The 26524-nt window shown below is 64.1% G+C and carries 27 protein-coding genes and 1 tRNA gene; 10 read left to right on the top strand and 18 right to left on the bottom strand.

Going from position 1 to position 26524, the window contains the following annotated elements; all coding sequences use genetic code 11:
- The 4 genes from MET49242_RS25450 to MET49242_RS04705 form a co-directional block, all read right to left on the bottom strand.
- Complete coding sequence (locus MET49242_RS25450) at positions 1-153, bottom strand: hypothetical protein (protein WP_158497256.1); 153 nt, start codon at positions 151-153, stop codon at positions 1-3.
- Between the two features lie 174 nt (positions 154-327).
- Positions 328-403 (bottom strand) — tRNA-Trp (locus MET49242_RS04695).
- Positions 404-473: 70 nt separating this feature from the next.
- On the bottom strand, positions 474-1013 hold the full coding sequence (gene pal / locus MET49242_RS04700; RefSeq protein WP_036281043.1) for a peptidoglycan-associated lipoprotein Pal: 540 nt from the start codon (positions 1011-1013) through the stop codon (positions 474-476).
- 166 nt (positions 1014-1179) lie between these two features.
- Entirely contained in the window at positions 1180-1644 is a 465-nt protein-coding gene (locus MET49242_RS04705) for a hypothetical protein (protein ID WP_036286936.1), read from the bottom strand.
- Positions 1645-1823: 179 nt separating this feature from the next.
- On the opposite strand from MET49242_RS04705, the gene MET49242_RS04710 reads away from it, so the two are divergent.
- On the top strand, positions 1824-2273 hold the full coding sequence (locus MET49242_RS04710; RefSeq protein WP_036281045.1) for a hypothetical protein: 450 nt from the start codon (positions 1824-1826) through the stop codon (positions 2271-2273).
- A 1-nt stretch (position 2274) separates the two neighbouring features.
- Here MET49242_RS04710 and xseA read toward each other — a convergent pair whose 3' ends face one another.
- The 3 genes from xseA to glmM all read right to left on the bottom strand — a co-directional run bounded on the left by xseA (position 2275) and on the right by glmM (position 6371).
- Complete coding sequence (gene xseA / locus MET49242_RS04715) at positions 2275-3843, bottom strand: exodeoxyribonuclease VII large subunit (protein ID WP_036281047.1); 1569 nt, start codon at positions 3841-3843, stop codon at positions 2275-2277.
- A 70-nt stretch (positions 3844-3913) separates the two neighbouring features.
- Complete coding sequence (locus tag MET49242_RS04720) at positions 3914-4783, bottom strand: outer membrane protein (RefSeq protein ID WP_036281049.1); 870 nt, start codon at positions 4781-4783, stop codon at positions 3914-3916.
- Positions 4784-5024: 241 nt separating this feature from the next.
- Entirely contained in the window at positions 5025-6371 is a 1347-nt protein-coding gene (glmM, locus tag MET49242_RS04725) for a phosphoglucosamine mutase (RefSeq protein ID WP_036281051.1), read from the bottom strand.
- Positions 6372-6528: 157 nt separating this feature from the next.
- Between glmM and arsC the strand changes: the two genes are divergently transcribed.
- Together arsC and MET49242_RS04735 are read left to right on the top strand one after the other, a co-directional pair.
- On the top strand, positions 6529-6891 hold the full coding sequence (gene arsC / locus MET49242_RS04730; RefSeq protein ID WP_036281053.1) for an arsenate reductase (glutaredoxin): 363 nt from the start codon (positions 6529-6531) through the stop codon (positions 6889-6891).
- A 93-nt stretch (positions 6892-6984) separates the two neighbouring features.
- Positions 6985-7305, top strand: a complete 321-nt coding sequence (locus tag MET49242_RS04735; protein ID WP_051134003.1) for a PilZ domain-containing protein — start codon at positions 6985-6987, stop codon at positions 7303-7305.
- A gap of 63 nt (positions 7306-7368) precedes the next feature.
- Here MET49242_RS04735 and ftsH read toward each other — a convergent pair whose 3' ends face one another.
- The 3 genes from ftsH to ybgF all read right to left on the bottom strand — a co-directional run bounded on the left by ftsH (position 7369) and on the right by ybgF (position 11439).
- Positions 7369-9288 carry an ATP-dependent zinc metalloprotease FtsH gene (gene ftsH, locus MET49242_RS04740; RefSeq protein WP_036281055.1) on the bottom strand — a complete coding sequence of 640 codons (1920 nt, stop codon included), beginning with the start codon at positions 9286-9288 and terminating at the stop codon, positions 7369-7371.
- A gap of 122 nt (positions 9289-9410) precedes the next feature.
- Positions 9411-10409: a tRNA lysidine(34) synthetase TilS gene (gene tilS, locus MET49242_RS04745; protein WP_244430700.1), complete on the bottom strand. Its 999-nt coding sequence runs from the start codon at positions 10407-10409 to the stop codon at positions 9411-9413.
- A 25-nt stretch (positions 10410-10434) separates the two neighbouring features.
- Positions 10435-11439, bottom strand: a complete 1005-nt coding sequence (gene ybgF, locus MET49242_RS04750; RefSeq protein ID WP_051134004.1) for a tol-pal system protein YbgF — start codon at positions 11437-11439, stop codon at positions 10435-10437.
- A 209-nt stretch (positions 11440-11648) separates the two neighbouring features.
- Here ybgF and MET49242_RS04755 point away from each other — a divergent pair, with 209 nt between their 5' ends.
- From MET49242_RS04755 to MET49242_RS04765, 3 genes are all read left to right on the top strand, one after another.
- A complete protein-coding gene (locus tag MET49242_RS04755; RefSeq protein WP_244430702.1) occupies positions 11649-12533 on the top strand; it encodes a nuclease in 885 nt (294 codons plus the stop codon).
- Positions 12511-13986, top strand: coding sequence for a M48 family metalloprotease (locus MET49242_RS04760; RefSeq protein ID WP_036281059.1), 1476 nt, complete (start codon positions 12511-12513; stop codon positions 13984-13986). The genes MET49242_RS04755 and MET49242_RS04760 overlap by 23 nt, the downstream gene beginning before the upstream one ends.
- A 119-nt stretch (positions 13987-14105) precedes the next feature.
- Entirely contained in the window at positions 14106-14990 is an 885-nt protein-coding gene (locus MET49242_RS04765) for an RNA polymerase factor sigma-32 (protein WP_036281061.1), read from the top strand.
- A gap of 50 nt (positions 14991-15040) precedes the next feature.
- Here the strand turns inward: MET49242_RS04765 and MET49242_RS23145 are convergent, their stop codons facing one another.
- Entirely contained in the window at positions 15041-15742 is a 702-nt protein-coding gene (locus MET49242_RS23145; RefSeq protein WP_084678885.1) for a CarD family transcriptional regulator, read from the bottom strand.
- Positions 15743-15773: 31 nt separating this feature from the next.
- Between MET49242_RS23145 and MET49242_RS23150 the strand changes: the two genes are divergently transcribed.
- A complete protein-coding gene (locus tag MET49242_RS23150; RefSeq protein ID WP_144259466.1) occupies positions 15774-16610 on the top strand; it encodes a hypothetical protein in 837 nt (278 codons plus the stop codon).
- A gap of 340 nt (positions 16611-16950) precedes the next feature.
- Here the strand turns inward: MET49242_RS23150 and fdxA are convergent, their stop codons facing one another.
- The gene (gene fdxA, locus MET49242_RS04780) at positions 16951-17289 is read right to left on the bottom strand and encodes a ferredoxin FdxA (protein WP_036281067.1); all 339 of its coding nucleotides are present in this window, start codon (positions 17287-17289) and stop codon (positions 16951-16953) included.
- A 125-nt stretch (positions 17290-17414) separates the two neighbouring features.
- Between fdxA and MET49242_RS04785 the strand changes: the two genes are divergently transcribed.
- Complete coding sequence (locus tag MET49242_RS04785; RefSeq protein ID WP_051134006.1) at positions 17415-18233, top strand: RMD1 family protein; 819 nt, start codon at positions 17415-17417, stop codon at positions 18231-18233.
- On the opposite strand, the gene miaA is transcribed toward MET49242_RS04785, so the two are convergent.
- Positions 18217-19137 (bottom strand): tRNA (adenosine(37)-N6)-dimethylallyltransferase MiaA, encoded by a 921-nt coding sequence (gene miaA / locus MET49242_RS04790; RefSeq protein WP_036286948.1) that lies wholly within the window; start codon positions 19135-19137, stop codon positions 18217-18219. The genes MET49242_RS04785 and miaA overlap by 17 nt on opposite strands.
- An 18-nt stretch (positions 19138-19155) precedes the next feature.
- Here miaA and serB point away from each other — a divergent pair, with 18 nt between their 5' ends.
- Complete coding sequence (gene serB / locus MET49242_RS04795) at positions 19156-20058, top strand: phosphoserine phosphatase SerB (protein ID WP_371212521.1); 903 nt, start codon at positions 19156-19158, stop codon at positions 20056-20058.
- Between the two features lie 19 nt (positions 20059-20077).
- Here the strand turns inward: serB and MET49242_RS04800 are convergent, their stop codons facing one another.
- The 4 genes from MET49242_RS04800 to hflK all read right to left on the bottom strand — a co-directional run bounded on the left by MET49242_RS04800 (position 20078) and on the right by hflK (position 24310).
- The gene (locus MET49242_RS04800) at positions 20078-20554 is read right to left on the bottom strand and encodes a VOC family protein (protein ID WP_036281069.1); all 477 of its coding nucleotides are present in this window, start codon (positions 20552-20554) and stop codon (positions 20078-20080) included.
- A 127-nt stretch (positions 20555-20681) separates the two neighbouring features.
- Positions 20682-22178, bottom strand: a complete 1497-nt coding sequence (locus tag MET49242_RS04805) for a Do family serine endopeptidase (RefSeq protein ID WP_036281071.1) — start codon at positions 22176-22178, stop codon at positions 20682-20684.
- A 60-nt stretch (positions 22179-22238) separates the two neighbouring features.
- Positions 22239-23165, bottom strand: coding sequence for a protease modulator HflC (gene hflC / locus MET49242_RS04810; protein ID WP_036281073.1), 927 nt, complete (start codon positions 23163-23165; stop codon positions 22239-22241).
- Entirely contained in the window at positions 23162-24310 is a 1149-nt protein-coding gene (gene hflK / locus MET49242_RS04815) for an FtsH protease activity modulator HflK (RefSeq protein ID WP_036281075.1), read from the bottom strand. The genes hflC and hflK overlap by 4 nt, the downstream gene beginning before the upstream one ends.
- A gap of 138 nt (positions 24311-24448) precedes the next feature.
- Here hflK and MET49242_RS04820 point away from each other — a divergent pair, with 138 nt between their 5' ends.
- Positions 24449-24832 carry a YidH family protein gene (locus tag MET49242_RS04820; RefSeq protein WP_036281078.1) on the top strand — a complete coding sequence of 128 codons (384 nt, stop codon included), beginning with the start codon at positions 24449-24451 and terminating at the stop codon, positions 24830-24832.
- Positions 24833-25075: 243 nt separating this feature from the next.
- Here the strand turns inward: MET49242_RS04820 and MET49242_RS04825 are convergent, their stop codons facing one another.
- On the bottom strand, positions 25076-26299 hold the full coding sequence (locus MET49242_RS04825; RefSeq protein ID WP_036281080.1) for an acyltransferase: 1224 nt from the start codon (positions 26297-26299) through the stop codon (positions 25076-25078).
- Between the last annotated feature and the right edge of the window lie 225 nt (positions 26300-26524).

Below are 26524 nucleotides of genomic sequence, written 5' to 3' on the forward strand. Positions count from 1 at the left end.
TCAGTCGTTTCGTAACCAGTAATAGCCCGCGGTGGCCGTCGCCACCGCAAAAACCAGCACCACCAGACCATAGCCAGCATAGCGACCTCCATCAATCGTCGTGCGACCGCTCGGGAGCGAGCCGCCGTCGTCTACACATCTCGGAGCGTCCACATCTGGCCGTGCTCAGGCGACGGCATTTCCTGCCAATCCTCAGTGAAATTTCGCAACTCCCCGCCGGGGAGAGTAGGGATTGATCGAGGGGGAGGTTGCTCGCCTCGTTACCCCGCCATTACATAGGTTCAATCCACGAGAAGCGAGATATGTATCTAAGCGATTGATTTTAAATGGCAGGAGTGGAGGGGCTCGAACCCCCAACCCCCGGTTTTGGAGACCGGTGCTCTACCAGTTGAGCTACACTCCTGCATGCGCTTTGCGCGCGCCTTCAATGCCGCAACAGCGCCGCCGACGCAAGGGGCGTTTTCGCCCTTTGATCAGGAATTTCCCCCTGCGAGCAAAGTCACTGCGCGGCGGTTCTGCGACCAGCAGGAAATGTCGTCGCAGACCGCGACCGGACGCTCCTTGCCATAGCTCACCGTGCGGATGCGGCTACCCGAAACGCCCTTTGAGATCAGATAGTTCTTTGTCACCTCGGCGCGGCGGGCGCCCAGCGCGAAATTATATTCGCGGGTGCCGCGCTCGTCGGCGTGGCCCTCGACGGTGAAGCTGTAGCGGCCATAGCGGTTCAACCACTCGGCCTGCTTGTCGAGCGTCGCCTGCGCTGTCGATGTCAGATCGGTCGAATCGGTTTCGAAGAAGATGCGGTCGCCGACATTGGTGGCGAAATCCTGTGCGCTACCGGGGCTGGCGATCCCGCTCCGCTGCACGCCGCCGCGGCCGTAACCGCCGGCGCCGCCGGCGAGGCCACCCTCGGCCGCTTCATCCGCCGTGTTCTTGGCGCAGGCCGCCAGGGCCATTGCCGCCGTCAGGGCGACGGCGAGTTTGGCGCAGCGGGCGCTTCGAGAAAACAGCATGATCTACTCCTGTTACGACTAGCGACTGGGGATAGTCCTAGTCCCGCAGGGTTAAACGAAGGTTCCGTCAACCTTGATTGAAGGTGTTCGGAACCTGTTGCATTTGAGCAAATTCGCCCCTTCCTTAATAAGGAGTTAAATGGTTAACGAAACATGAATGGCGGATTCAGGGATTGTAAAGCTCGCCGTCCGGGCCTTTCCAGCCGCCTTTCAACTCCGCGAAGCGCAGGTCTTCGTCGAAGAGGCGTGTTCCGCCGGGCTCGATATATTGCCGGCCGTTCGGGGTCGGCCGGGTCGGGCGGATCAGCGAGAAATAGGCGTCATCCGTGCAATCGCCGGGGCGTTCGGCGACGCCCGGGGCGCAGTCGAGGTTGGCGCCCCGCGGGAACTGCACCCGGGCCTTGAAGAAAATCTCGTAACCGCGCATCTCGCCGGCGATCATGTCGAAATCGGCGGTGCGGGTCGTCTCGTAAGAAACGACGGTGAACGGCGAATTGAAGCGCTTCGCGACGAGGTGGTTGATCACCGCGCGAGCATGCTCTTCCGTGGGACGGCACGCAATAATGCATGCCGAAGCCGTTGCCGTGAGCGCCATGAGCGCAGCGAGCGTAATGACGGAGCTCGATCCCATTGTCTTGCTCTCTGAATTTTGATTGGACGCGCCGAAGAAGCCCCGGCGCCTGATTGTCTTGATGTTAGTCAAGTCTATATGAAGCTGCAACGGCTTGGGCCAAGGCTTGTGCGCAGCTGGCCTTGCCCGTCGGCGGGGCGCCGCTAGTATGACAGGGCGGTATGGGTCTGGAGGGTTGAATGAACGAGGGCATTGCGCCGTTTTTATCGCCGCTGACGTTGATCATCGGCGGCGGGCTTCTGGTGATCGGCGTGTTGTCGCTCTTCGACATGCATTTCCTCAAGTCCAGGACTCAGGAAAAGATCGCCCTCGTCCTTGGGCTGGTTTTCATCCTCGCAACCGAGGCGATGTTCGTCACCAGCGGCGCGAGCGGCCGTTATTTCGAGGGAATGAAGATCGACGTCACCGACTGCGAATATCAGGTCGAGCGCGACTTTCCGCAAGAGCGGCGCGATAATCCGAAGCTGATTGAGCAGAAGATCAAGGCCTGCATGGACGACCTCGGCTACGAGTGGGCGACGGAACATGAGCATTGTCAGGAGGCCCAGCTCTCGACCAATGTGTTCTGCTATCTGCCCAAGGCCAAGATGCAGCGCAGCATCGTCGCCTTCCAGATGAGATTCGAATAGATCAGAACAGCGAGCCCTGATCGTCCCCGGGCTTTTTCGCGCGCTTGCGCGGGGCGGGGACGGTCGGCGCCGGGCCTGTCGCGGCGTTGCCGGCGCGGGCGTCTATCCTTCCGTCGGCAAATTCTATGCTGAGCGCGGTTCCGGGCGGCGCCTGTGCGACGCCCCGCACCAATGCGTCCTTCTCGTCGCGCACCAGCGCGAAGCCGCGCGCCAGCACGGCCTTGTGGCTCAGGGAGTCCTGCAGGCGGCCGAGGCGTTCGAGCTTCTCCTTCTTCTGGCGCAGGAGCGTAACGAAAGCGCGATCCAGTCTTCCCCCGGCGTTGGCGAGGCGTTGCGCGGAGCCCTGATTCTGCTGTCGCGCCAACGTCAGCCGCGCCGCGAGGCCTTGCGCCAGCCGGGCGTCGAGCCCTTTGAGCCTCTCCCTTGCGCGGGCGAGTTCCGCCTGCGGCGAGTGGCGCGCGAGCAGATTGGCGGCGCGAGCCAGACGCAGCCGCTGCGCGTCCCGTCCGGCGCGAAAGGCGCCGCGCAGCCTCTCGCCGGCGCGGTCCAGACGCTGGCGCGGATTCGCAAGCAATTGCTCCGGCGCCGGCAGCAGCCGCGCGAGCGTCGCGAGCTGCGTGCGACGCTGCTCCATGGCGCGGGTCTTCGCCGCCGCGAGTCTTCGCGCGCGCGCCGCGAGATGCTCGGCAAGTTCGGCCCGGACAGGCACGGCCTTTTCGGCGGCGCCGGTGGGCGTGGGGGCGCGCAGATCCGCGACGAAGTCGATGAGCGTGGTGTCCGTCTCGTGGCCGATGGCGGAAATAAGCGGGATGTCGCTCGCCGCCGCCGAGCGAACGACAATCTCCTCGTTGAAGCTCCACAAATCCTCGAGCGAACCGCCGCCGCGCGCGACGATCAGCACGTCCGGGCGTGGAACGGGGCCGTCGGCCGGCAGGGCGTTGAAGCCATTGATCGCCGCCGCGACTTCCACCGCCGACGTCTCGCCCTGCACGCGCACGGGCCAGACGAGCACGCGCCGCGGAAAGCGGTCGTTGAGGCGATGGAGAATGTCGCGAATGACCGCGCCTGTCGGCGACGTGACCACGCCGACGACTCGCGGCAGGAAGGGCAGGGGACGCTTGCGCGCTTCGTCGAACAAGCCTTCCGCTGCAAGCTTCTTGCGCCGCTCGTCGAGCAGCGCCATCAGCGCGCCGACGCCGGCGGGCTCCATCGCCTCGATGACGATCTGATAGGACGACTTGCCGGGAAAAGTCGTGATCCGGCCGGTGGCGACGACCTCCAGCCCTTCCTGCGGACGCGTGCGCAGCCGCATGAAGGTTCCCTTCCAGATCACGGCGTCGAGCCGCGCGGATTGGTCCTTGAGCGAGAAATAGGCGTGGCCGGAGGCGTGCGGGCCGCGATAGTTGGAGATTTCGCCGCGCACTCGGACGCGCCCGAAACGGTCCTCGATCGTGCGCTTGAGCGCATTGGCGAGTTCCGAAACGCTTATCTCGGGCGCATTGGTTCCTTGCACGGAACCGGCGTCGTCGTCGGCTATATCGACCATCGCCGACATATGGCGGATTTTCATGGCCCGCGCGAGGCCAAAAGGAAACGGCGCGGGAGAACCCGCGCCGCTCGTCTCTTTGGTGAAAGAGCGATCAGTATTTCCGCACCAGCGGACCCGGAGGCGGCGCGAGGACCGGCGCCGGCGCGAAGCCGCCGAGCATGTAGCGGAAGCCCAGACGAATGTCGTGCGAGGCGAGATCGAACGACTGGCGCTCGCGCGGGCATACCGCGACGCCCTGGCAGTAGATCGGATTGGTGTTGATCGTGCCCATGTCGAGGTAACGGTAGCCGACTTCGAGCTTGAGATTCGGGGTCACGTTGTAGGCGAGACCGGCCATGACCGCCCAGGCGAAATTCGTCCGGTTGGTGTCCGACGCATAGCCGAAGCCGCCCGCTGGCTGCGCCGAGAAGTCGTTGACGTTCTGCAGCCAATTGACCGCAAAGCCGATGCCGCCGCCGACATAGGGCGTGATCCCGTACCAGGTGCCGAGGTCGAAATAGCCGTTGGCCAGGAAGACGGCCGCGCTGTGCTGGCCGTTGTAGGTGTCGTGGCAGCGCGCGCCGATGCCGCAGGGCGAGAAGCCGGGGGCGCTCCAGATGTCGGTGTAGCTCTGCGTCGCGCGATAGTTGGCGGCGGTGCGATATTCGCCCGTCACATCGGCGCGGAACCAGCTGTTGAACTGATAGCCGACGCCGGCGCCCGCAAAGGCCGCGTCCCCGATCGAATACTGGTTGAAGAGGGGCATCGGCACCACGACCGTCGGGTCGAAGGTCGAGCGGAGATTCGTGAGCTGGTTGACGCCGACGCCGACGTCGCCGCGCAGATACCATCCGCCGAAATCAACCGGCGGAGGCGGCGCTTCGATCGGCGGCGGAGGCGGCAGAAGATCAGCGGCATGCGCGCTGGCGCTCGCGCCAACGACGGCTGCCGCCGCAAGGATGAGGGCAAAGGAACGGCCCATGACTGAATTCCCCTTCGCGTATAGCGGGCCGCTGAGCGGTCCCTTGGCGCAACGCCAACAGCGAAGACTTTGCAATATAATGCTTAAGTCCAAGTTAACCTTACGATTTAACCAAAAGAGCCGGCTTATTTATTGTTTTCATTAGTAATTTTGCGCGCCAACGCACAGCGCGCGCGAGGGCGTTTCAGCCTCCGCGCGCGCTTCGGATTGGTCCGATTTTGATATTCGAAACCCGCGCGGCTCACGCCGCTTCGGCGGATTCCTTCAGTGCGTTGCAGACTTGCGAGACGAGCGTTTCGACGAGATCGGGATCGTCGCCTTCGCCCATGACGCGAATCACGGGCTCGGTGCCCGATGCGCGCACGATCAGGCGGCCGCTTCCATTCAATCTCTCTCGCGCGGAATCGATGGCCATCACCACCGAATCCTTCTCCAGCGTCCGCTTCTGCGCCCGCACATTTTTCAGCACCTGCGGCAGGGGCTCGAAACAATGACAGACGTCGCTGACGCGACGCTGCTGGCGTTTGACCTCGGCGAGCACCTGCATCGCCGTCACGAGACCATCGCCCGTCGTTGAAAAATCGGAAAGGATGACATGGCCGGACTGTTCGCCGCCGACATTATAGCCGGCCTGCCGCATGCGTTCGATCACGTACCGGTCCCCGACCGCCGTGCGCTCGAGCGTCAGGCCGAGCGAGCTCAGATGACGTTCGAGGCCGAGGTTCGACATGATCGTTGCGACGAGGCCGGGCTTGGCGAGCAGGCCCTGATCGCGCCAGCTCTCCGCCACCACGGCCATCAGCTGGTCGCCGTCGATGACCTGACCACGTTCGTCGACCATGATGACGCGATCGGCGTCGCCGTCGAGCGCGATGCCGACATCGGCGCGCAATTCGCGGACTTTTTCGCGCAGCGCCTGCGGCGAGGTGGAGCCGACGTCCCGATTGATGTTGAAGCCGTCGGGCTCGACGCCGATGGCGATCACCTCGGCGCCCAGCTCCCAAAGGGCTTCCGGCGCGACCTTGTAGGCGGCGCCATTGGCGCAATCGATCACGACGCGCAGACCCTCGAAGCTCATGTTGCGGGGCAGGGTGCGCTTGGCGAATTCGATGTAACGCGCGCGAACGTCGTCGATACGACGGGCGCGGCCGAGTTCCGTGGGGCCGGCGAGCTTGCGCGTGAGGTCGCCGTCGATCAGCTTCTCGATCTCCATTTCAATGCTGTCGGAGAGTTTGTGGCCGTCCGGTCCGAATAGCTTGATTCCATTGTCCTCATAGGAATTATGCGAGGCGGAGATCATGACGCCGACGTCGGCGCGCATCGAGCGCGTCAGCATGGCGACGGCCGGCGTCGGCATCGGGCCGAGCAGCAGCGGGTCCATGCCGACGGAGGTGAAGCCGGCGACGAGCGCATATTCGATCATATATCCGGAGAGGCGCGTGTCCTTGCCGATGACGACGCGGTGGCGACCCTCGCCGCGATGGAAAATGAGCCCTGCGGCCTGGCCAACCTTCAGCGCCAGTTCTGGCGTAATCTTGACATTGGCGAGGCCGCGGATGCCGTCGGTGCCGAAATAGGTGCGGGTCATAAGGAGTCCTTCTTGTCGTCGGACAAAATGCTCGTGCCTTTTATCGTAAGTGCGCGAAATAACAGAAGACAATCATGGCAGATTTTGTGTCGCGCATCTTCCTCTGCGTGAAGCTTTAGTTAATCGTTAACCGCCCCCGACGGCAAAAGGAAGCCAAATGAAAGTCGAAATTTATCACAACCCCGCCTGTGGCACCTCCCGCAACGTGCTGGCCGCATTGCGAGAAGCCGGCTTCGAGCCGAAGGTGATCGAATATCTCAAGACGCCGCCGGACCGGAAGACGCTCGAGAGCATTTTGAAGCGCATGGGCAAGAATGTGCGGGATATCCTTCGCAAGCGCGGCACGCCCTATGAGGAACTCGGCCTCGACGATCCCAAGCTCGGCGAGGAGGCGATATTCGACGCCATCGAGAAGCACCCGATTCTGATCGAGCGGCCGATCGTGGTGCTCGGGGACAAGGCGGCGCTGTGCCGTCCTGCCGAAACCGTGCAGGCGCTGATCGAGCAAGCCAGGGATTGATCGGCGCATTAAGGTTAATCAACGGCGCCATGGTAAAGCTTTGCTTAACCGTGTTTACATATTCGCCGCGAGAAATTTCAGGAGGCGAAGCCGATGGAGCGCGGAACAACGGTCGAGCGGCGACGCGCGATGCGGCGGCGGACGCTGCTGTCCGGGCGCATCGAGTTCGAGCGCTCGGCTTTCGATTGCGTAATCCGCGATCTCAGCGACACGGGCGCGAAAATCTGTTGCGATGAGGAAATCGCGCTCCCTGATGTCTTTCGGCTCTTCATCGAGCGGAAGGGCGAACTGCGCGACGTGCGCGCGGTGTGGCGGGCAAGGGACGGAATCGGGTTGGAATTTCTGTCAGCCGAGGAATTCGGGAATGTCCTCGTCTTCGAATCCGCGCGTGGCGGTCAGCTTCCGCAACGATAGGGCGCCCGAGGCGACAGTCGAATTAAAAAAGCCCGGCGGAGACGCCGGGCTTCTTCTTTTCCGTCAAACCGGATGAGGCTCCATGCCTCCGACGTCCGGCTCGGGCTTCTGGCCCGTGGTCGGGACAGCGCTGCCCCAGGGCGTCTGCGGCGGCTTTGCGCTCGTATCCTCACGGACCGGGCGCTTGCCCGCGAGAAGATTCACGATCTCCTCGCCGGACAGCGTCTCGAACTCCAGCAAGCCCTGCGCGAGAGTTTCGAGCTGGTCGCGCTTCTCCGTGAGGATTCGCTTAGCCGTGTCGTAACCCTGTTGCACGAGACGACGCACTTCCGCGTCGATCAGCTGCTGCGTCGCCTCGGAGAGGTTCTGCTGGCGGCCAATCGAATAGCCCAGGAACTGCTCCTGCTGCGGATCGGCGTAGGCCACCGTCCCGAGCTTGTCGGAGAAGCCGAGCTGCGTGACCATCGCCCGAGCCACGCGGGTGCACTGCTGGATGTCCGACGCGGCGCCGGACGTCACCTTCTTCGGACCGAAGATCAGTTCCTCCGCCACGCGGCCGCCCATCGCCATCGCGAGCATTGCGGTCAGCTCCTGGTAGTTTTGCGAGATCTGATCGCGTTCGGGGAGGCTCTGCACCATGCCCAGCGCGCGACCACGCGGGATGATCGTCGCCTTGTGGATGGGAGTCGAGCCCGGCATGTTGAGCGAAACAAGCGCATGGCCGCCTTCGTGATAGGCCGTGAGCTTCTTTTCTTCATCCGTCATCGCAAGCGTGCGGCGCTCGGCGCCCATCATGATCTTGTCGCGCGCGTCCTCGAACTCCTGATTCGTGACGATCCGCTTCGACCGGCGCGCCGCAAGCAGCGCCGCCTCGTTGACAAGGTTCATCAGATCCGCGCCCGAGAAGCCCGGCGTGCCGCGCGCCACCACCTTCAGGTCGACGTCCGGCGCCAGCGGCACCTTGCGGGCGTGAACCTTCAGGATCTTCTCGCGGCCGATGAAGTCGGGGTTCGGAACCTGGATCTGACGGTCGAAGCGGCCCGGACGCATCAGCGCCGGATCGAGAACGTCCGGACGGTTGGTCGCCGCGATGAGGATGATCCCCTCATTCGCCTCGAAGCCGTCCATCTCGACCAGCAGCTGGTTCAGGGTCTGCTCGCGCTCGTCATTGCCGCCGCCGAGACCGGCGCCGCGATGACGGCCCACCGCGTCGATTTCGTCGACGAAGATAATGCAGGGCGCGTTCTTCTTCGCCTGCTCGAACATGTCGCGGACGCGGCTCGCGCCGACGCCGACGAACATTTCGACGAAGTCAGAACCCGAGATCGAGAAGAAGGGCACGCCGGCCTCGCCCGCGATGGCGCGCGCCAGCAGCGTCTTGCCCGTGCCGGGCGGTCCGACGAGCAGCACGCCGCGCGGAATACGTCCGCCCAGACGTTGGAACTTGCCCGGATCACGCAGAAACTCCACGATCTCCTGCAAATCTTCCTTCGCCTCGTCGACGCCGGCGACGTCCTCGAACGTCACGCGGCCCTGCGTCTCGGTGAGCAGCTTCGCCTTCGACTTACCGAAACCCATGGCGCGGCCGGCGCCGCCCTGCATCTGGCGCGACAGGAAAATCCATACGCCGATGAATGCAACGAGCGGCAACGCGTTGAGCAGAAGCGTCATCAGCCAGCCGCCGCCTTCATTCTGCGGCTTCGCGCTGATGGACACATTGTGAGCCTGAAGGCGCGGAACGAGATTGGCGTCGTTCGGCGCATAGGTCGAGAACGGACGATTGTCGTTGAAGCGACCCGTGATTTCATTGCCGGCGATCGTCACGTCATGAACGCGACCCTGATCAATTTGCGTGAGCAGTTCGCTGAACGAAATATCCCGGATCGGCGTGCGCTGACCTGGCTGCTGAAACAGCATGACAAGCGCCACCACCAGCAGGCCGATAATGGCCCACAAGGCGAGGTTCCTGAAGTTTGCGTTCATTGAGTAACCTTTGGGAGGCGCACGAACGGGACCATCCCTCGGAACGCTCCGGTCATTTAGGGTAATTTAGGCGCGCCCCCGTTCCTTGCCAAGATAGGCGGGCGCAGCGAGCGTCTCCGCCGTCAGCTTCGGGGTTTCTGCTTGAAGCGGCGCGGCGGCGCGGGGCGCAACGTGACATGTGCGCCCTGCGCGTCCAGTAAAAGATCGGCGATGGTTAACCGCAGCTTCGCGCCGTCGGCTAGGGCCGCGACCAGGCGGCGCGCGGCCCGTTCGAGCCGTTCGAGACGCAGTGGCGCGAGCGGCGCCAGTCGCGCGATTTCCCCAGCGAGCAGCCGCTGGACGATCTCCGGGGGGAGTTCGCGAAGCGCCGCCGCATCGAACCGCGCCGTCTCCGAATCGACGTCGACAATGGCGCGCTCGCGAGCATTCTCCGCGCAGAAATTCAATGCCGCGTCGGCGTGAGCGGCGCGCTGACCGAGTCGCAGCAAGGCTTCGTCGTCGAGACCCTGCGCGGCGAGAAGCGGCCGTAACTTGCGCAATCGCGCCCGGGCGTAATGCTCGTCGATATTCGACGGATCGCGGAAATAATCGTGGTCGCAGCGTCGACAGATTTCTTCGAGCGCCGCTTTCCGCAGGCCCAGGAGCGGCCGCAGCAGCGCGACGCCGCCGCAGCGTGATTCGGCGGTCATGCCGGCAAGGCCCGCAACTCCCGAGCCGCGCGTGAGGCGGAACAGAATTGTTTCGGCCTGATCGTCCGCGTGATGCGCGGTGACAATCGCCCCGGCGCCGATCCGTCCAGCGCAATCCGCGAGCAGCGCGTAGCGCGCGGTCCGCGCCCGCTCCTGAACGCGCGTGCGGGGCTTTTCGCCCTGCCAGGTCAGGACATGATGAGGAAAGCCGAGCGCATTCGCCCAGGCGCCGACCTGCTCGGCTTCTCGTCGCGCCTCCGGCCGCAGGCCATGGTCCACGGTCGCGACAGCAATGTCATGCGAGCGCCGGTCCGGCCACTGCGCGGCGAGCAGCATCAGCGCGACCGAGTCCGGCCCGCCGGATACGGCGAGCAGCAGCGAACGATGCGGCGCCAGCAGCGCGAGCAGGTCGCTTTCGTTTTTCCCGCGCAAGCTCAACCCGCGCGGCGCAAAAGCGTCAGCATTGAATCTTCTTGCTCTCGCGCTGGGCGGCTTCCTTTATGCGCGCCGTCGCGTTGGGATATTTCACGCCGATCTCGCTGAAGGAGGCGCAGGCCTGCTCCTTTGCGCCCATGGCGCTCAGCGACTGGCCGAGGCGCAGCAGGGCGTCCGGCGCCTGCGCGGACTGGCCGTATTTGGTGGAAATTTCGAGATATTTCTCCGCCGCCTCGCGATGGCGCCCGCGCAGGAAGAAGCTCTCGCCGAGATTGAACGTCGCGGCGGGCGCGAATTTGCTCTTGGGGTTCTTGCTGAGAAATGTCGTCAGCGACTTCTCGGCCGCCTCGAATCTTCCTGCGCGCAGCGAGGAGACCGCCTCGTCGTATTCCTCCTTGGGGCCGGGCGGGGCGGCCGGTGGCGGCGGAGCGATTTCGGCCGGGGCGATGGGCTCGTCGCCGACGAGGCGACCGTGGGCGATGTCCAGCGGCTGGCCGACCTCGCGTACAGGCGGCGCGGTGGTGACGGATCCGGCGGCGGTCTTTGGCGGGTTCGCAAGGGGCGCCGAGGGTTGGGTCGTGCCGAGTTGCCGCGGCGCGCCGGGGGCCGTCGGGTCCGTCGCCGGGTCGAAGGCGTCGCCGCGACGGCCCGCCGATGGCGCTGGCGCCGGCGTCGACGGGACGGCGGAGCGGGCAGGGGCGTCCGAGGCGCGCGGCGCCTCCGACTTCGCGGCGCGCAGCTGGTCCTCGAGGACCTGAACCTTGTGCTGCAATTCCTCGTTCTGGCCGGTGAGACGCCGAAGGTCGCGCTCCAGCCGGTCCACGCGCATTGTCAGCGCGGCGGCGTCGGGTCCAGCCGGGCCGCCGATTTCTCCGGGGCCCTCGTCGATTATGTCGGCGGGGGGACGATTGTAGGTCTGCGCCGGCTCAACGTCGACCTCGGGCCGCGCGCCGCCATAAGGATCATAGGCCATCGCGGCGCCTGCGAAGAGCAGGGGGGCGACGGAGAGAACGATGCGAGAGATCATGGGGCTTTGTCGGGAAGATCGAAACCGCGCGGACCGCCGCGCCGATGGAGCACGAGGCGCTAGCATAGGCGCTGTTTCGGCCAAATTGCGGCGGAAGTCTTGCGAATGTGGACGCCCGAACATGGCTTTGCCTTAACTTTGACGGGATCGGGATTTTTGTTTCCGGAGACATGGGATCTGCAATCTATATTGCAATGCGGCGAGGACGTTTGAGCCAGAAGCGTATGAACCTCGCGAGCGAGCGTCGCGCCGTGAGCCGAAAGAAGCCGATTTGGGCCTCGCTCCTTTATGCCCATTTGCTGAATATGCCTGCGGTCGCGCTTGCGTCAGCGCCGGAAACCGGCCCCTGTTCACTCGAAGCCACGGTTCCCGCCACGATCGCGGCGGTGGATGAGGATTTCGACCTGCTGCTCGACGACGGCCGTCGGGCGGCGCTTTCAGGTCTCGAATTCCCTTCGTTGACAATGAGCGGACAGGGCTTGCGCGCGGATGCGCTGAAGCGGCTTTCGGAGTGGCTCGCCGGGCGTGACATATTCCTCGGCGCTCTGGCCGCCGGGCCCGACAGATGGGGCCGCCTCCCCGTCCGGCTTTTCGCCGCCAAAGGGGAGGGCGCGGATGCGCCGCTCATATCGGTCGGAGCCGCGCTCCTTGAGGCCGGCGACGCCCGCTTCCGTCCGGACCCGGCCGCCGCAGATTGCGCCCGGGACTATCTCCCGGCCGAGGCGCGCGCGCGGTCGGCGGCGCGGGGACTTTGGGCCGATCCCGAATCGCGGCCGGTGGATCCGGCGGCTCCTCAGGCGCGAGCCACGCTGCTTGCGCGCAAGGGAATGACGATCGTAGAGGGAACCATTCGTTCCGTGGGCGAATCTCGCGGGGCTATCTATCTGAATTTCAACGAAAAGCGCTGGGACAATTTCTCTGTCGTGATTTCGCGGCGCAATTTGGCTATGTTTGCAAAAGCGGGATTCGATCTGCTGACGCTGACCGGACGGCGGGCGCGTGTGCGAGGACTTATTGAAACAGGTTTTGGACCGCGCATGGAAATATCCACTCCTGCCGAGATCGAACTCATTGACCGCGCCAGTTCGCCTTAAATCCTGGGTTCGGGCGGTCTTCGTCGCGGCGTGCGCGCTGGCCGTTTCGGCCTGCGCCGAGCTCGAGCGGCAAGGGCAGGTTTTCACGGCGCCGATCCCGCCGACCAAGCCGGCGCCGCCGCGCATGGACAACCGCAGCTCGGTCCAGCACAAGGAGCTCGTTGCGCAGTTCGGCGGGGAATATCAGGCGCCGGCCGCAGAGCGCTACCTGAACGAGATTCTCGTCAAGCTCGCGGGCGCGAGCGATACGCCCGGCCAGCCAGCCTACAGAGTCACGATACTCAATACGCCGGTGGTCAATGCTTTTGCTCTGCCGTCCGGCAACCTTTACGTCACCCGTGGTCTGCTGGCGCTCGCCACCGACGCTTCGGAGGCGGCGGCGGTGATGGCGCATGAGATCGCCCATGTCACATTGCGGCACAGCGCCCTGCGCGCCGAGCGCGAACGCGAGGCGGCGCTTATTTCCCAAGCCGCGACGGTGATCCAGAACAAGCAGAAAGGCGAGGAGGTTCGCTCCAGCCAGCGCCTCTCGGTCGCGAGCTTCTCGCGCCAGCAGGAACTGGACGCCGACGCGACCGGGGTGCGGGTGATCGCTCGCGCCGGTTACGATCCATATGGCGCCTCCCGCTTTCTCACCGCGCTCGGTCGTTCGACCGAGCTTCGCGCGGCGCTCTACGGAAAGAAAAAGAGCTCGCTGGACTACGACATCATGTCCACCCATCCGTCGACGCCGGACCGCGTGGCCAAGGCGATAGCCGCAGCCCGCCAGATTGGCGCGCCGGGCGTGGGCACGCGCGACCGGAACGGCTATCTCGCGGCGATCAACGGCGTGGCCTTCGGCGACGATCCGATGGAGGGCTATGTCCGAGACCGCAAGTTCACCCATCCGCGGCTGCGCTTCACTTTCACCGCGCCAGAGGGCTTCCTGCTGGAGAACTCCAATGAAGCGGTCTTCGGCGTTCGCCAGGCCGACAATGAGGCGTTGCGCCTCGACAGTGTCCGCGATCCGCACTTCGAGTCCCTCGAAACCTATGTCGGATCGGGCTGGGTCGATGGGCTCATGCAGTCTTCGGTGAAGAAGATCGACGTCAATGGCCTGCCGGCGGTCACGGCGATCGCGCGCGCGGGCGAGTGGAATTTCCGCCTCGCCGTGATTCAGTCGGGAGATTTTCTCTATCGGCTGATCTTCGCCGCGAAGGCGCTGACGGACGAGGCGGACAAGAGCTTCATGGAATCGATCATGACCTTCCGACGAGTGACGCCGGAGGAGGCGCATGAGGCTCACGGGCTCAAGATTTCGGTGGTCGCGGCTGCGCCCGGCGACTCGGTGGAAACCCTTTCCTCCCGTATGGTTACGCCTAATCGACCAGTCGAATATTTCCGGCTTCTCAATGGCTTGGAGGATGCGGACCCCGTGACGCCGGGAGAGCATTACAAAATTGTAACGGAATGAAACGCAAAGGCGACGGAACTTCGCGCGCATAGGCGGGTTGAACAACTAGAGTTGTTCAAGAATGCGCGATTATCTCATCCGATATCAGTAAAGAGATAGCGCGCTGTGGAGACCTGACCATGGCGTATCTTCCTGGCCTCGGCCGCGAACTGATGAAAGCAGCGGCTGAGGCTCCCTTCCTGGAACGGGACGAGGAAAAAGCACTGGCCGTAGCCTGGCGCGACCACGGCGACCGGCGAGCGCTTCATAAATTGACGGCGGCGCATATGCGTCTCGTGATCGCCCTTGCGGCGAAGTTCCGTCACTATGGCCTGCCGATCGCCGATCTCGTCCAGGAAGGCCATGTTGGATTGCTCGAGGCCGCGGCCCGCTTCGCGCCAGAGCGCGACGTGCGTTTCTCGACCTATGCGACCTGGTGGATCCGCGCCTCGATCCAGGACTATGTCCTGCGCAACTGGTCGATCGTTCGCGGCGGCACCAGTTCCAGCCAGAAGGCGCTGTTCTTCAATCTGCGTCGCCTTCGCGCGCGCCTCGCCCGAGACCCCGACGCTTATGGGTCAGGCGACGCCTATCAGGCCATCGCCAAGGCGCTAGGCGTCTCGCGCGCCGACGTGGAAATGATGGATTCCCGCCTGTCCGGGTCGGACGTGTCGCTGAACGCGCAACTCGTCGACGACGATTCATCAGGGTCCGCCCAGCGCATGGATTTTCTTGTCGACGACCATCCGCTGCCCGACGAGGCCGTGCAGGAGACGATGGATTCGGACCGTCGCGCCCGATGGCTCAAGGACGCGCTCGCGATCCTCTCCGAGCGAGAATTGCGCATCGTGCAGGAGCGTCGGCTCACAGACAATCTCGTGACCCTCGAGACCCTCGGCGACAAGCTCGGCATTTCCAAGGAGCGGGTACGGCAAATCGAAAGCCGCGCGCTGATCAAATTGCGCAAGGCGCTTTCCCGTATGCAGGACGGGGAGGGGACGGAAGAGAGCCTCCCGATCGCGTAATAAAAAAGCCCTCCTGTCGGAGGGCTTTTTCTTTGGCGTATCCCGATTGGTTACGCCGCAGCATCGACATCCGCGTCGTCGCCGTCGTCACCCACGTCGGCATCGGCTTTCTGGCCGCGGCGGGGGCCCTTCTGCAGGAAGGACTCGATCAGCTTCAGCGCTTCCGAATCGATCAGCTTGCGTACGGCCGCGATCTCGCGGGCCATACGGTCGAGCGCCGCCTCATAAAGCTGCCGCTCCGAGTAGGACTGCTCCGGCTGCGTGTCGGAGCGGTAGAGGTCGCGCACCACCTCGGCGATCGTGACGAGGTCGCCGGAGTTGATCTTGGCCTCGTATTCCTGCGCGCGGCGCGACCACATGGTGCGCTTGATGCGCGCGCGACCGCTCAATGTCGCCAGCGCCTTGTCGACGACATTACCCTCGGCGAGCTTGCGCATGCCGACGTTGGCGACCTTGCTGGTGGGCACCTTGAGGATCATCTTGTCCTTGATGAAGCTCACGACGAAGAGCTCCAGGCTGAATCCGGCGACCTCCTGTATCTCGACGCCGATGATCTGGCCGACGCCATGGGCCGGATAAACGATGAATTCGCTCTGTTTGAATCCATGTTTCTGACCGCCGGCTTTCGCCTTGCCGGCCGCAGGCGCGGCCTTGGAGACGACGGGCTTGGTCTCGATTGCGGGCTTGTCGGAGGCTTTGTCGCCGACGACAGGCGCCGCCGACGATGCGAGGTTCTCGGATTTCTTTGCCAATTCTTTTTCTTCGCCGGCTGTCGGGGGTTGCGTGGACTTTCCGACCACGGCGGGCGTTGCGGCTGCGACGCCCGTCGCGGGGGAGGCGGTTACGGACTCTCTTGCCGGCGTCGCCTTGACGGCGTTCGACGGAACGGGAGTCGTGGAAAGGTTCTTGGTCGGGGCAGGAGCCGGCTTCACGCTCTCTGCTTTTTCCCTGACGGCCGGAGGCGCTTGCCTCCCTGCCTTTGCCTTTTCGACGCTCGGCGCCTTGACGGAGGCCGTGTGCTCGGACGCGGCCTTTGCCGGCGACTTCGTCGGCGCTTTCGGCTCCTTGCCCGGCGCGGGGACTTTCGCCGCAGACGCCTTCACACTCGCCGTCGAGGCCGGCGCGCGGGCGGAGGCGGACGGGGCGCGACGAGACGTCGTCGCCGCCTTGGCGGGCGCCTTCTCGCTTGTCGTGGCGCTTGTCTTGGTCGCGGCCTTTGCCGCCGCTTTCGCCGCTACCTTCGTCCGCGTCGCCGCCGACGAGGACTTGCTCGAAGACGACGCCGTTGTCGCGGACGCCGTTGTCGATGACTTCGCCGCCGATTTTGGCACCCCAATGGATGGCGCCGTCTTCGCGCTGCCGCCGGGAGCGGCTGAACTCTTTGACGCTACTGCGCCTTTTCCGCGCACCGATTTTGGAGCCGATTTTTTTCCCGAGCCGCGCGAGGGCGCCGGAGCCGCGACAACGCCGGGCCCTTTCGTCTTTTCGTTCTTCCTGGCGGACGGCATACGCGGGATACTCCTTTGGCGTCCCGCTGTGGAGACGGGACGAATCACGCAGACCACTCGCTACATTGCCCGAACGACAACTGCCGATCAGGAGGCAAGCGGATTTTCATAAACCTTGGCTAGAGCCGCAGCGCGCTTACGGACTCCCTTGGCCGCTGTTCCCGAGGCGCGCACCTTCTCATTGCTGGAGGCTGAACTTCGTCGTTGGGTCGTCGGTCGATGAGCGTGTATTAACAGCTCATATATCACGCCGCGGCGCGAAAATCAAAGATTACGCATATGCGTCAAATGGGCCGGGACCGGTCAAGTCCTAGCTAACAATATAGGATTGCTGAATATTTGGTTGCGTTAAGGATGTGGAAACCTCTCGCCGCGCCCCCGCCGGCGCCGTTGGCGCGGGCGGGTAGATTCACCTGCGCAAAAACAGGGCGCCGTGCGGCGAAGCTCTCGAGTCAGTCCCCCTGGCCGGGCTCGGCGGAAAAATGCGCCTCGAATTTGCCGGGCTTGCCATCCCATTCCTTGGCGTCGGCGGGCGGTTCGCGTTTGATCGTGATGTTAGGCCAGTTCTGCGCCATGTCAGCGTTGAGCTTCAGCCACTGCTCGAGGTTTTCCTCGGTGTCGGGCTTGATCGCCTCCGCCGGGCATTCCGGCTCGCACACGCCGCAATCTATGCATTCGTCGGGATGGATCACGAGCATGTTCTCGCCCTCGTAGAAGCAGTCCACCGGACAGACCTCCACGCAATCCATATATTTGCACTTGATGCAGTTTTCTGTGACGACATAAGTCATGTGCGCGTCCCACTCCGATTGCTGCGCTAGCTAGCGTTTTTGCTGTCGTCATGCAAGGCATCGATGACATGCTATCCAGTTGCGCAGCGTTATCGCTGAGATAGTGATTCCAGGCAGGTTCGTCGATGCCAGAATTCGAGGTTCAACCCATCCTGCCCACGCGACAGGCCGTAACCGCCCGCGCCCTGCTGCTCGGCGAACGCATCGACACGGTTGGCCTCGAGCGCGCCGATCTCGTCTCTACCGCCCCGCTGGCCTTTCACACCGGACAGGCTGGCTTCGCCGTGCTCTATCGATTTGGCGTCGCGGTGCTGTTTGGCCTTTCGCCGCTGGAGGAGGACGAAATCCTCAAGAAAATCGGCGCGAGAGTCGCTGGCGCCTCGCGCGGCGATGACGAGACCCTGATCATCGAGACGACCCATGAGGGGGAGGAAAAGGCGCAATCGAATGGCCGTTTGACGGTCAAGGACCTCTCCGAGGCGAGGCTCCTCGTCGTCGCCGACGCGCTTGCTAAAAGCGTGGCGCTGGCGCGGGACGAGCGGCGGGTCAACGCCGTCTTCGACACGATCGAGCCCTTCGCGGCCGAACTGGCGAGCAAGGGCCGTCCGCCGTGGAAACGCAAGTCGATGCTGGAGCTCATCGGCCAGACGCTGCTCGTGCGTCATCGCGTCTCTGGGCGCGTTGCTGTCGAGGACAAGCCCGACGTATTGTGGGACCGGCCCGATCTCGAGCGCCTCTATGCGCGTCTCGAAGACGAATACGAACTGGAGGCGCGCGGCCGCACGCTCAACGCCAAGATTGACGTGATCGGGGAAACGGCGCGGGCGCTGACGGATCTCATCGACGCCGATCGTTCCGTGCGCCTCGAATGGATCATCATCGTTTTGATCGCCACAGAGATCGCGCTGACGCTGCTCCAGATGTTCCTCATGCGAGGGCATTGAGCGCCGCATTCAACTCCGCTTCCGGCGCGGCACCCGACAACCATTGAAAACCCGGGAGCTGATGTCGCGCGAAAGTGAATTGACGCTTGGCGTAGCGGCGCGTGTCGAGCTTGCCGCGCATGACCGCCTCTTCCAATTTCATGCGGCCATCGAGAAAAGCGACGAGATGCGGAACGCCATGCGCGCGCATGGCGGGGAGCGCAGGGTCGAGACGGCGATCGCGCAGAGCGGCGACTTCGTCGAGCGCGCCTTTTTCCATCATGCGATCGAAGCGGGCGTCGATGCGCGCGTAAAGGCTCTCGCGTTCGGGCGCCAGGAAAAAGGAGGGGCAGGCGGAAGCGTCCAGCAGCGGCGCGCTTCGCGGGCCCTGAAAAGAGGCGAGCGGTTTGCCTGTCGCCGTCAGAACTTCCAGCGCACGCAGGATGCGTTGTGGATCGGTCGGCCGCAAACGCGCCGCGGTTTCCGGATCGCGCGCGGCGAGTTCGGCGTGAAGCTCCTGCGGAGTCTTGCCGGCGGCGACGGTGCGAACCCGCGCGCGGACTTCCTCCGGCACGGCCGGGATGTCGGAAAGGCCGTAGAGCGCGGCCTTGAAATACATGCCGGTGCCGCCCGTGATGACCGGCGTCACGCCTCGCGCGTCAAGATCCATCAGCGTGGCCGCGAAATCGGCAAGCCAGCGGCCGACGGAGTAATTCACGGCCGCGTCGACGTGGCCGAAAAGAAGGTGCGGGACAAGGCGCTCTTCCTCCGGCGTTGGACGCGCGGTGATAACGCGAAGATCGCGATAGACCTGCATCGAGTCGGCGTTGAGGACCGCGCCGCCGATGCGCTGCGCGACGGCGAGGGCGAGCGCGGACTTGCCCGAGGCGGTTGGACCTGCAATGAGAATGGCGCGTGGCGGCATCAGGCTATTGCCGCGCAAATGGACGAGATGTCAAAGCCGATTCGATTTGTCGCGACCTTTGTCGCGGGGCAGGAAACGACATTCGACGACGCCACGGTCGAACGGGCGCTGCGCGAGGCGGGCGCGACGGCGACGTGCATCGACTGGCTCGCGCCGGGCGTCGCGGCCGATGCTTTTCTCGCTGGCGAAGGCAACGCCGCGTTTCGCTTCCGCCAGCACGAGGCGCTGGCGGGCAAGCCCATCGACGTCGTCGTTCAACCGTTGGAAGGACGCCGAAAGGCGCTGCTCGTCGCCGACATGGACTCGACGATGATCGAGCAGGAATGCATCGACGAACTCGCCGATTTCGCCGGCATGCGCGATCGCATCTCCATCATCACCGAGCGCGCAATGGCGGGCGAACTCGCCTTCGAGGCCGCGCTGCAGGAACGCGTCGCGCTACTTGCAGGCGTGACGCTCGAACAGATCGAGACGCTCGTGGCGCGCATTACATTGACCCCGGGCGCTCGCACGCTCGTCGCCACGATGCGGGCGCATGGCGCGCATACAGCGCTGGTGTCGGGCGGCTTCACGCAATTCACGCAGCCGGTCGCCGCGCGCATCGGTTTTCACGAAATGCGCGCCAACAGACTCGAAATTGCAGACGGCGCGCTGACCGGCGTGGTGCTTGCGCCAATTCAGGGGCGAGAGGGCAAACGCGCGGCGCTCGCGGAAATGCGCGAGGCGCGAGGATTGTCACACGGGGCGACGCTCGCAATCGGCGACGGCGCCAATGATCTCGACATGCTGCGGGAGGCGGGGCTGGGCGTCGCCTACCACGCCAAGCCGAAAGTGGCGGAAGCCGCGCATGCGCGGATCGACCATGCCGATTTGACGGCGCTGCTCTACGCCCAGGGGTATCGGCGCGAGGAGTTCGTTTGAGGAACGGCGGGCGCGCGGATCACTCGCCGCCATAGGCTCGTTCGAGAGCGTCGATATCGAGCTTCACCATCTGCAACATGGCTTCCGCAACGCGCCTGGCGCGCGATCGGTCCGGGTCTTTCATCATCTTTCCGAGCGCCGTGGGAACGATCTGCCAGGAGACGCCGTAGCGATCCTTCAGCCAGCCGCATTGCTCGATTTTCCCGCCCTCCGACAGCGTCGACCAGAGGCGGTCGATTTCTTCCTGATCCTCGCACTCGATCATGAGCGATATGGCGTGGTTGAAGGGTTCGAATGGTCCCGCGCTCATGGCCATGTAAGGCTGTCCAAGGAGCGTGAACTCGACGACCTTGACCGAGCCCGCCGGTCCGCTGGGGCTTTCAGCCGGCAGGGCGGTGACGCTGTCCACTCTCGAATCGGGAAGCAGCGAGGCGTAGAAGGCGGCGGCTTCGTCCGCCTTTTCGGAATACCAGAGGTTGGGGATTATTCTTTGCATCGTCGACTCCGCGCAAGGGCGGCGCATGAAGCCGCCGGGTCAGCGTAATGGGGGCGCGCAGTCGCGGTCAAAAAAATCCTCCTGCGAAACTTTCCGCAGGAGGATGATCAAGATGACGATGGGTCGATTACTCGACCGGCAACGCCACGAAATGCGCGTCGCCCTGGCCGTTGGCGACGATGAGCAGCGCAGTCTTTTTGCCGGCGTCTTTCAGCGCCTTGATCTTCTTCACTGCGTCGGCGGGATCGTTCACGGCCTCCTGATTGACCTCGAGAAGAATTTCGCCGGCTTGCAGGCGCTTCTCGGCCGCGTCGGAACGCGGATCGACCGCCGTAATGAGCACGCCGCTCTTCACCGTGTCCTTGATCTGGAAGCGCGCGCGGAGCTCGTCGGTTAGGCGCGAGAGTTCGAGGCCCAGCGTCGTCTGGGACGAGGGGCCGCTCGTGTCCGGCTTGTCCTTGTCGCCCGCGTCGCGCGAGGCGACCTTCTCGCCGTCCTCGAGGCGGCCGAGCTTCACTGTCTTGGACTGCTCCTTGCCGCCGCGCACGATGACGAGCTCGACGTCCTTGCCGACCGGCGTCGCCGCGACGAGCTTCGGGAGATCGCGGGATTCCTTGATCGGCTTGCCGTCGAACTTGATGATGACGTCGCCGGCCTTGAGTCCCGCGGGCTTCGACGGTCCCTTGTCGTCGACGCCGGCGACCAGCGCGCCGCGCGTGGCGCCCAGATTCAGCGTCTCGGCGATGGCGTCGTCGACGTTCTGAATTCTCACGCCGAGCCAGCCGCGACGGGTTTCGCCAAATTGCTGGAGCTGTTCGATCACCGGCTGCACGGTGTTCGCCGGCGTGGCGAAGCCGATGCCGACAGACCCGCCCGAGGGCGAGAGAATGGCGGTGTTGATGCCGATGACCTCGCCGTCCATGTTGAACAGCGGGCCGCCGGAATTGCCCTTGTTGATCGAGGCGTCGGTCTGGATGTAGTTGTCATAGGGGCCGCTGTCGATATTGCGATTGCGCGCCGACACGATGCCCGCCGTCACCGATCCGCCAAGACCGAAGGGATTGCCGACCGCAAGCACCCAGTCGCCGACCTTCGCCTTGTCGCTGTCGCCGAATTTCACCGCCTTCAGCGGCTTCTCAGGCTTCACCTTCAGCACGGCGACGTCGACCTTCTGGTCTTTGCCCAGAACTTCGGCTTTGAGCTTCTGGCCGTCATTGAAGATGACTGTCACTTCATTGGCGTCGGCGATGACGTGATTGTTGGTGATGACGATTCCCGACGGATCGATCACGAAGCCCGAGCCGAGCGAACTGGATTTGCGCTGGCGCGGCATGTCCGGCATGCCCTGGCCCTGACCCTGGCGGCGCTTGAAGAATTCCTCGAAGAGATCGTCGAAGGGCCCCCCCGGACCCATGCCCGGCGGCAGGCCCGGCATGTCGCCGCCCTTGCCGCGTTTGGTTTCGACGGTCTGTGTCGCGGAAATGTTCACGACCGCGTCGGAGACTTGCGCCGAGAGTTCGGAGAGTGAATCGGGGCCTTTGGCCGAGGCTGGCGCGGCGGCGAGCCACAGGGCGGACGCCGTCGCGAGGGCGAAGCGCGCGGCGCGACGAAATGCGGATGTCATGCGTGTTGTCTCCTGCAGGGACAAGAAAATGTCGCGCGCCCTAACGGGCGCGCTTGCGGATTACCGCTTTTGATTTGGTTCCGGAGGGTTCGGGTCCGCGCTCGGCGCGGGGCTCCCCTCCGGACCCGAGAAAAAACGGAAAAATTCCGAACGCGGACTGACGAGAAAACGCGTCTCGCCGGGTTTGAAGGCGGCTTCATAGGCCTGCATCGAGCGATAGAAGGCGAAAAAGTCGGGATCCTTCCCGAAAGCTTCGGCAAAAATACGGTTGCGCTCAGCGTCGCCTTCGCCCTTGATCTGGTCGGCCTTCTGTTGCGCCTCCGCTTTCAGCACCACGACGTCGCGATCGGCCCTGGCGGTGATTTTCTGCGCCTGCTCGGCGCCTTGCGCGCGATACTCGGCCGCCTCACGCTGGCGCTCCGTCTGCATGCGGCCATAGACCTTCTCGGAGATCTGCTGCGGAAGGTCAACACGGCGGATGCGGGCGTCTACTACCGCGACCCCGAATTTTCGCGCCTCTCTGTCGGCCTGCTCCTTGATCTTGACCATGAGAGCGGCGCGCTCGTCCCTGACGATCTGCTGCTGATTGGCCTCGCTGAGCACGCGGCGGACCGCCGAGTTCAGCACCGACGCGAGCTGGTTGTTCGCGCCGAGCACGCTGTTGACAGATTGATAGAAGCGCAGCGCGTCGACGATGCGATAGCGGATGAAGCTGTCGACTTCGAGGCGCTGGTTGTCGGCCGCGAGAACCTCGAGGTTCGGGCTTTCGACGTCGAGAATGCGGTTATCGAAAGTCACGACATTCTCGATGACCGGAAGCTTAAAGTGAAGACCCGGCTCGGTGATGAGGCCGCGCCCGGGGACCGGCTCGCCGAAGCGCAAAACCAGCGCCTGCTCGGTCTGCTCGACGGTGAAGAGCGCGCCGCCTGCGGCGACGACCGCGATCAGCAGGGCGATGGCGACAGTGAAGAGGAGGCCGGACTTCATTTGCGGCCTCCCTGGAAGGGAGCGAAGGAGGGCAGGGGCACAAAGGGGGCGACGCTCGCGCCACCCTTCGACGGATCGTCCAGTATCACTTTTTCCGCGCCGCCCAACACGCGCTCCATGGTCTCGATGTAAAGCCGCTGGCGGGTCAGCGCCGGCGCGTTCTTGTATTGCTCGTAAATCTTCTCGAAGCGCGCCGCCTGACCGCGCGCCTCGGCGACGGTCTGCTCGCGGTAGGCCTCCGCCTTCTGGAGGATTTCCGCCGCGGCGCCGCGCGCCTCGGGCACGACCCGGTTCGCGTAAGCCTCTGCTTCATTGCCGAGGCGCTGCAGGTCCTGCTGCGCGGCGGTCACGTCGCGGAAGGCCGCGATGACGGACTGCGGCGGGTCGACGGACAGAAGCAGCACCTGCAGGACCATGACGCCGCTGTGGTAGTCGTCGAGCACTTTCTGCATCAGCGCCTGGCACGCCGGCTCGATGAGCTTGCGGTCGGCGGTGAGGATCTTCTGGATCTGGGACTGGCCGACGATCTCGCGCATGGCGCTTTCCGCTACGGCCTTCACGGTCAACGGCGGATTGGCGACGTTGAAAGCGTAGTCCTCGGGCTTCGCCGGGTCGATCTGCCAGACGACGCGGAATTTCACATCGGCGATATTTTCGTCGCCCGTGAGCATCAGGCTTTCTTCCGGCGCCTCGGGCCCGCGCGCGACGACATTACCCGGCGCGCGGCGGCGGCCTTCGGCCGGCGCCTCCTCGCGGAACCCGACGTCCGTGACGTTGCGGTCCGTGACGGCGAGCTTGATCACCGAGCCGATGGGCGAGGGGAGGTTGTAGTTCAGGCCCGCCTGCGTCTTGCCGCGATATTTGCCGAAGATGAGATTCAGACCGATCTCGTTGGGGCCAACCGTGTAGAAGCCCGACAGCAGCCAGGCGAGCAGGGTAAGCAGGACGAGAATAGCGAGTCCGCGTCCGCCGAAGCCGGACGGCAGAATCTGCTGAAGCCCCTCCTGGCTGCGTCGCAGAAGCTCCTCTAGGTCGGGCGGCTGCTGTCCTCCGCCCCCCCCCGGGCCTTGTCCCCAAGGGCCGCCTTGCTGTCCCCAAGGATTATTATTCTGGTTGCGCGGGCCGCCTTGATCACTCCAGGGCATTTCGTCTCGAGACTGTTGGTGTGGCCTCCCGCGGCGATTCCGCCGCGATCCGCCAATATAATAGGTACTCGCCGCGGCCGCGGCAATGACGGGGTGGGCGCGCTGCCAGAGCCTTGGCGGCAGCGGAGGATTTTTCGGATGATACGCGATTACGCCAATATCGCCGCCAATGAACGCACCTTCCTCGCCTGGGTCCGGACGGGGATAGCCGTCATTGCGCTCGGGTTCGTGATCGAGCGGTTCAATCTGTTCCTGCTCACGATCGCCGGCGCGGTCGGCGATGACCAACACCTCGCCCGGCTACATCGCCTTGGGAGCCCGACGGGCCGCTACGGCGGCGTCGCCCTGGTCGCGGCGGGCGTCGTTCTTATCGTTGTCGCGACGCTCCGGTTTCTGCACACCGCGCGGCTTCTCTCCTCCGACGCGCCGCACTCGCCGCGCGCCACACATCCGAGTCTCGTCGTCCTTTCGGTTCTCGTGCTCGGCGTCGCGGTGTTCAGCGCCTATCTCGCGTTTGGCTGAGACGATCGCGTCACTGGGTCCAGACGAAATAGAAGGAGACAAGCAGGGCCAGCGCGAAGCCGATGAGAGCGTTCATCAGGAAGCCGCCGCCGAATTCATTCATGTCAGTCACTCCTCGCGCCGCGTTCCGAGCATGCGCCCCGAAGAAGGGGAACGGCGTCTTCGCCAGAGCTGCGTCGGATGCGCATATCAGCTTGACTTATCTAAGCTCGATTCAGCCGGACGTTCAACTGCCCCCGCCTTTCAGGACGCGTGTTGATCCTGAAGAACGCGCGCCTCCCTCTGCGCCAGCTTTGCGAGACGCGCGGCGCGCGGCAGGCCCAGAGTCTCCCTCAGATTGAGGAACCGCTTTTCGATCCCGAAGAAGGAAAGCGCCGCCACAGCGAAGGCGAGCGGAACGGCGAAGGCGACGGATCCGATTTGCCCGAGCAGGGCGACCGGAGTCAGAACGAAGATCGGCATGTGGTAGAGATAAAGTCCGTATGAAATCTTGCCGATCCAGACCATGGGACGCCATCGCAGCAAGGCGAGCAGCGGCGCCGGCGGCGCCGAAAGCAGAACTGCGATGAACAATGCTGTCGCAACAGAGACATAGGCGTAGAAGAAATAGAAAATGCTGGCGCCGTAGAGTCCGCTTTCCTGAATGCCCGGACCATAGTGGAGGATCGCGAGGAGCGTGAGAGCGCAAAACCAGCCTGTGGCCTTGATTTGCGTGGCGTAGCGGCCCGGGTCCGGCAACCAACCCCAATGGGCGACGAATGCGACCATGGCGCCGCAGAGCAGTCCGTCGGCGCGCGCGAAGATCAGATGGTTGGCCGCCCCGAACAGCGGCCACGCGTAAAAATGCCAGAACGCGGCGTGCAGGACGGCGCGAAGCCCCAGCGTGAAAACGATCGCGATCAGGATGAATTTGACGACAGAGGCCCGACTCGCCGTGACCAGCCGCGACATGATTAGCGGCCATATAGAGTAGAACTGTTCTTCGACCGAAAGCGACCATGTGGGGGTAAGCATCCCGAGGATGAGGCCGCCGAAGATGAGGGCGAAATTCGACACATAGAGCGCAGAATAGAGAATCGCCCACCAGTCGAAATTCCCGCTGTGTCCGCCCGAGAGCAACAAATAGGCGGCGCAACCCGCAAGCGTCATCAGCATCGCGGGGGACAGGCGCAGGATGCGGCGGATATAGAAGGCCTTGAAGTCGATCTGCCGCCAGGAGGCGTATTCCTGAAGCAGCAGGGTGGTGATGAGGAAACCGCTCAGCACGAAGAAAATATCGACGCCGAAAACGCCGCCGTGAAAGCCGAGCGCGCCGGTGGCGAGTTTCGGCCCCATGAGATCGGCGCCCGATCCGATCAGGGTCGAATGTCCTCCCAGAACGGAGACGATGGCAATCGCCCGGATTCCGTCGAGCTCCGGCCGGTAGCCCAGCTTGAATGACCGAGTTTCGGATTGCGTCGCCGCCATATGCCGATCCTGTCCTTGACGTCCGCACGCCGGTAGCTCGGGACGGCGGCGCCGACGTCCCTGCGCGGGGCAGTCCGTGAAGGAGGGAATTGATCCCCGGCTACGCCGCCCGGCAAAGGAATAGGGATTATCGCAAATGCGGAGCGAGCAAAAGCTCAACGATATGATAGAGGACGCCGCCGTGAGCGAAGCGGAAAAGGCGCAGCAGCGCAGGGACTGACGGAT

Origin of the sequence: Methylocystis sp. ATCC 49242, assembly GCF_000188155.2 — a bacterium.
GTDB lineage: Bacteria > Pseudomonadota > Alphaproteobacteria > Rhizobiales > Beijerinckiaceae > Methylocystis.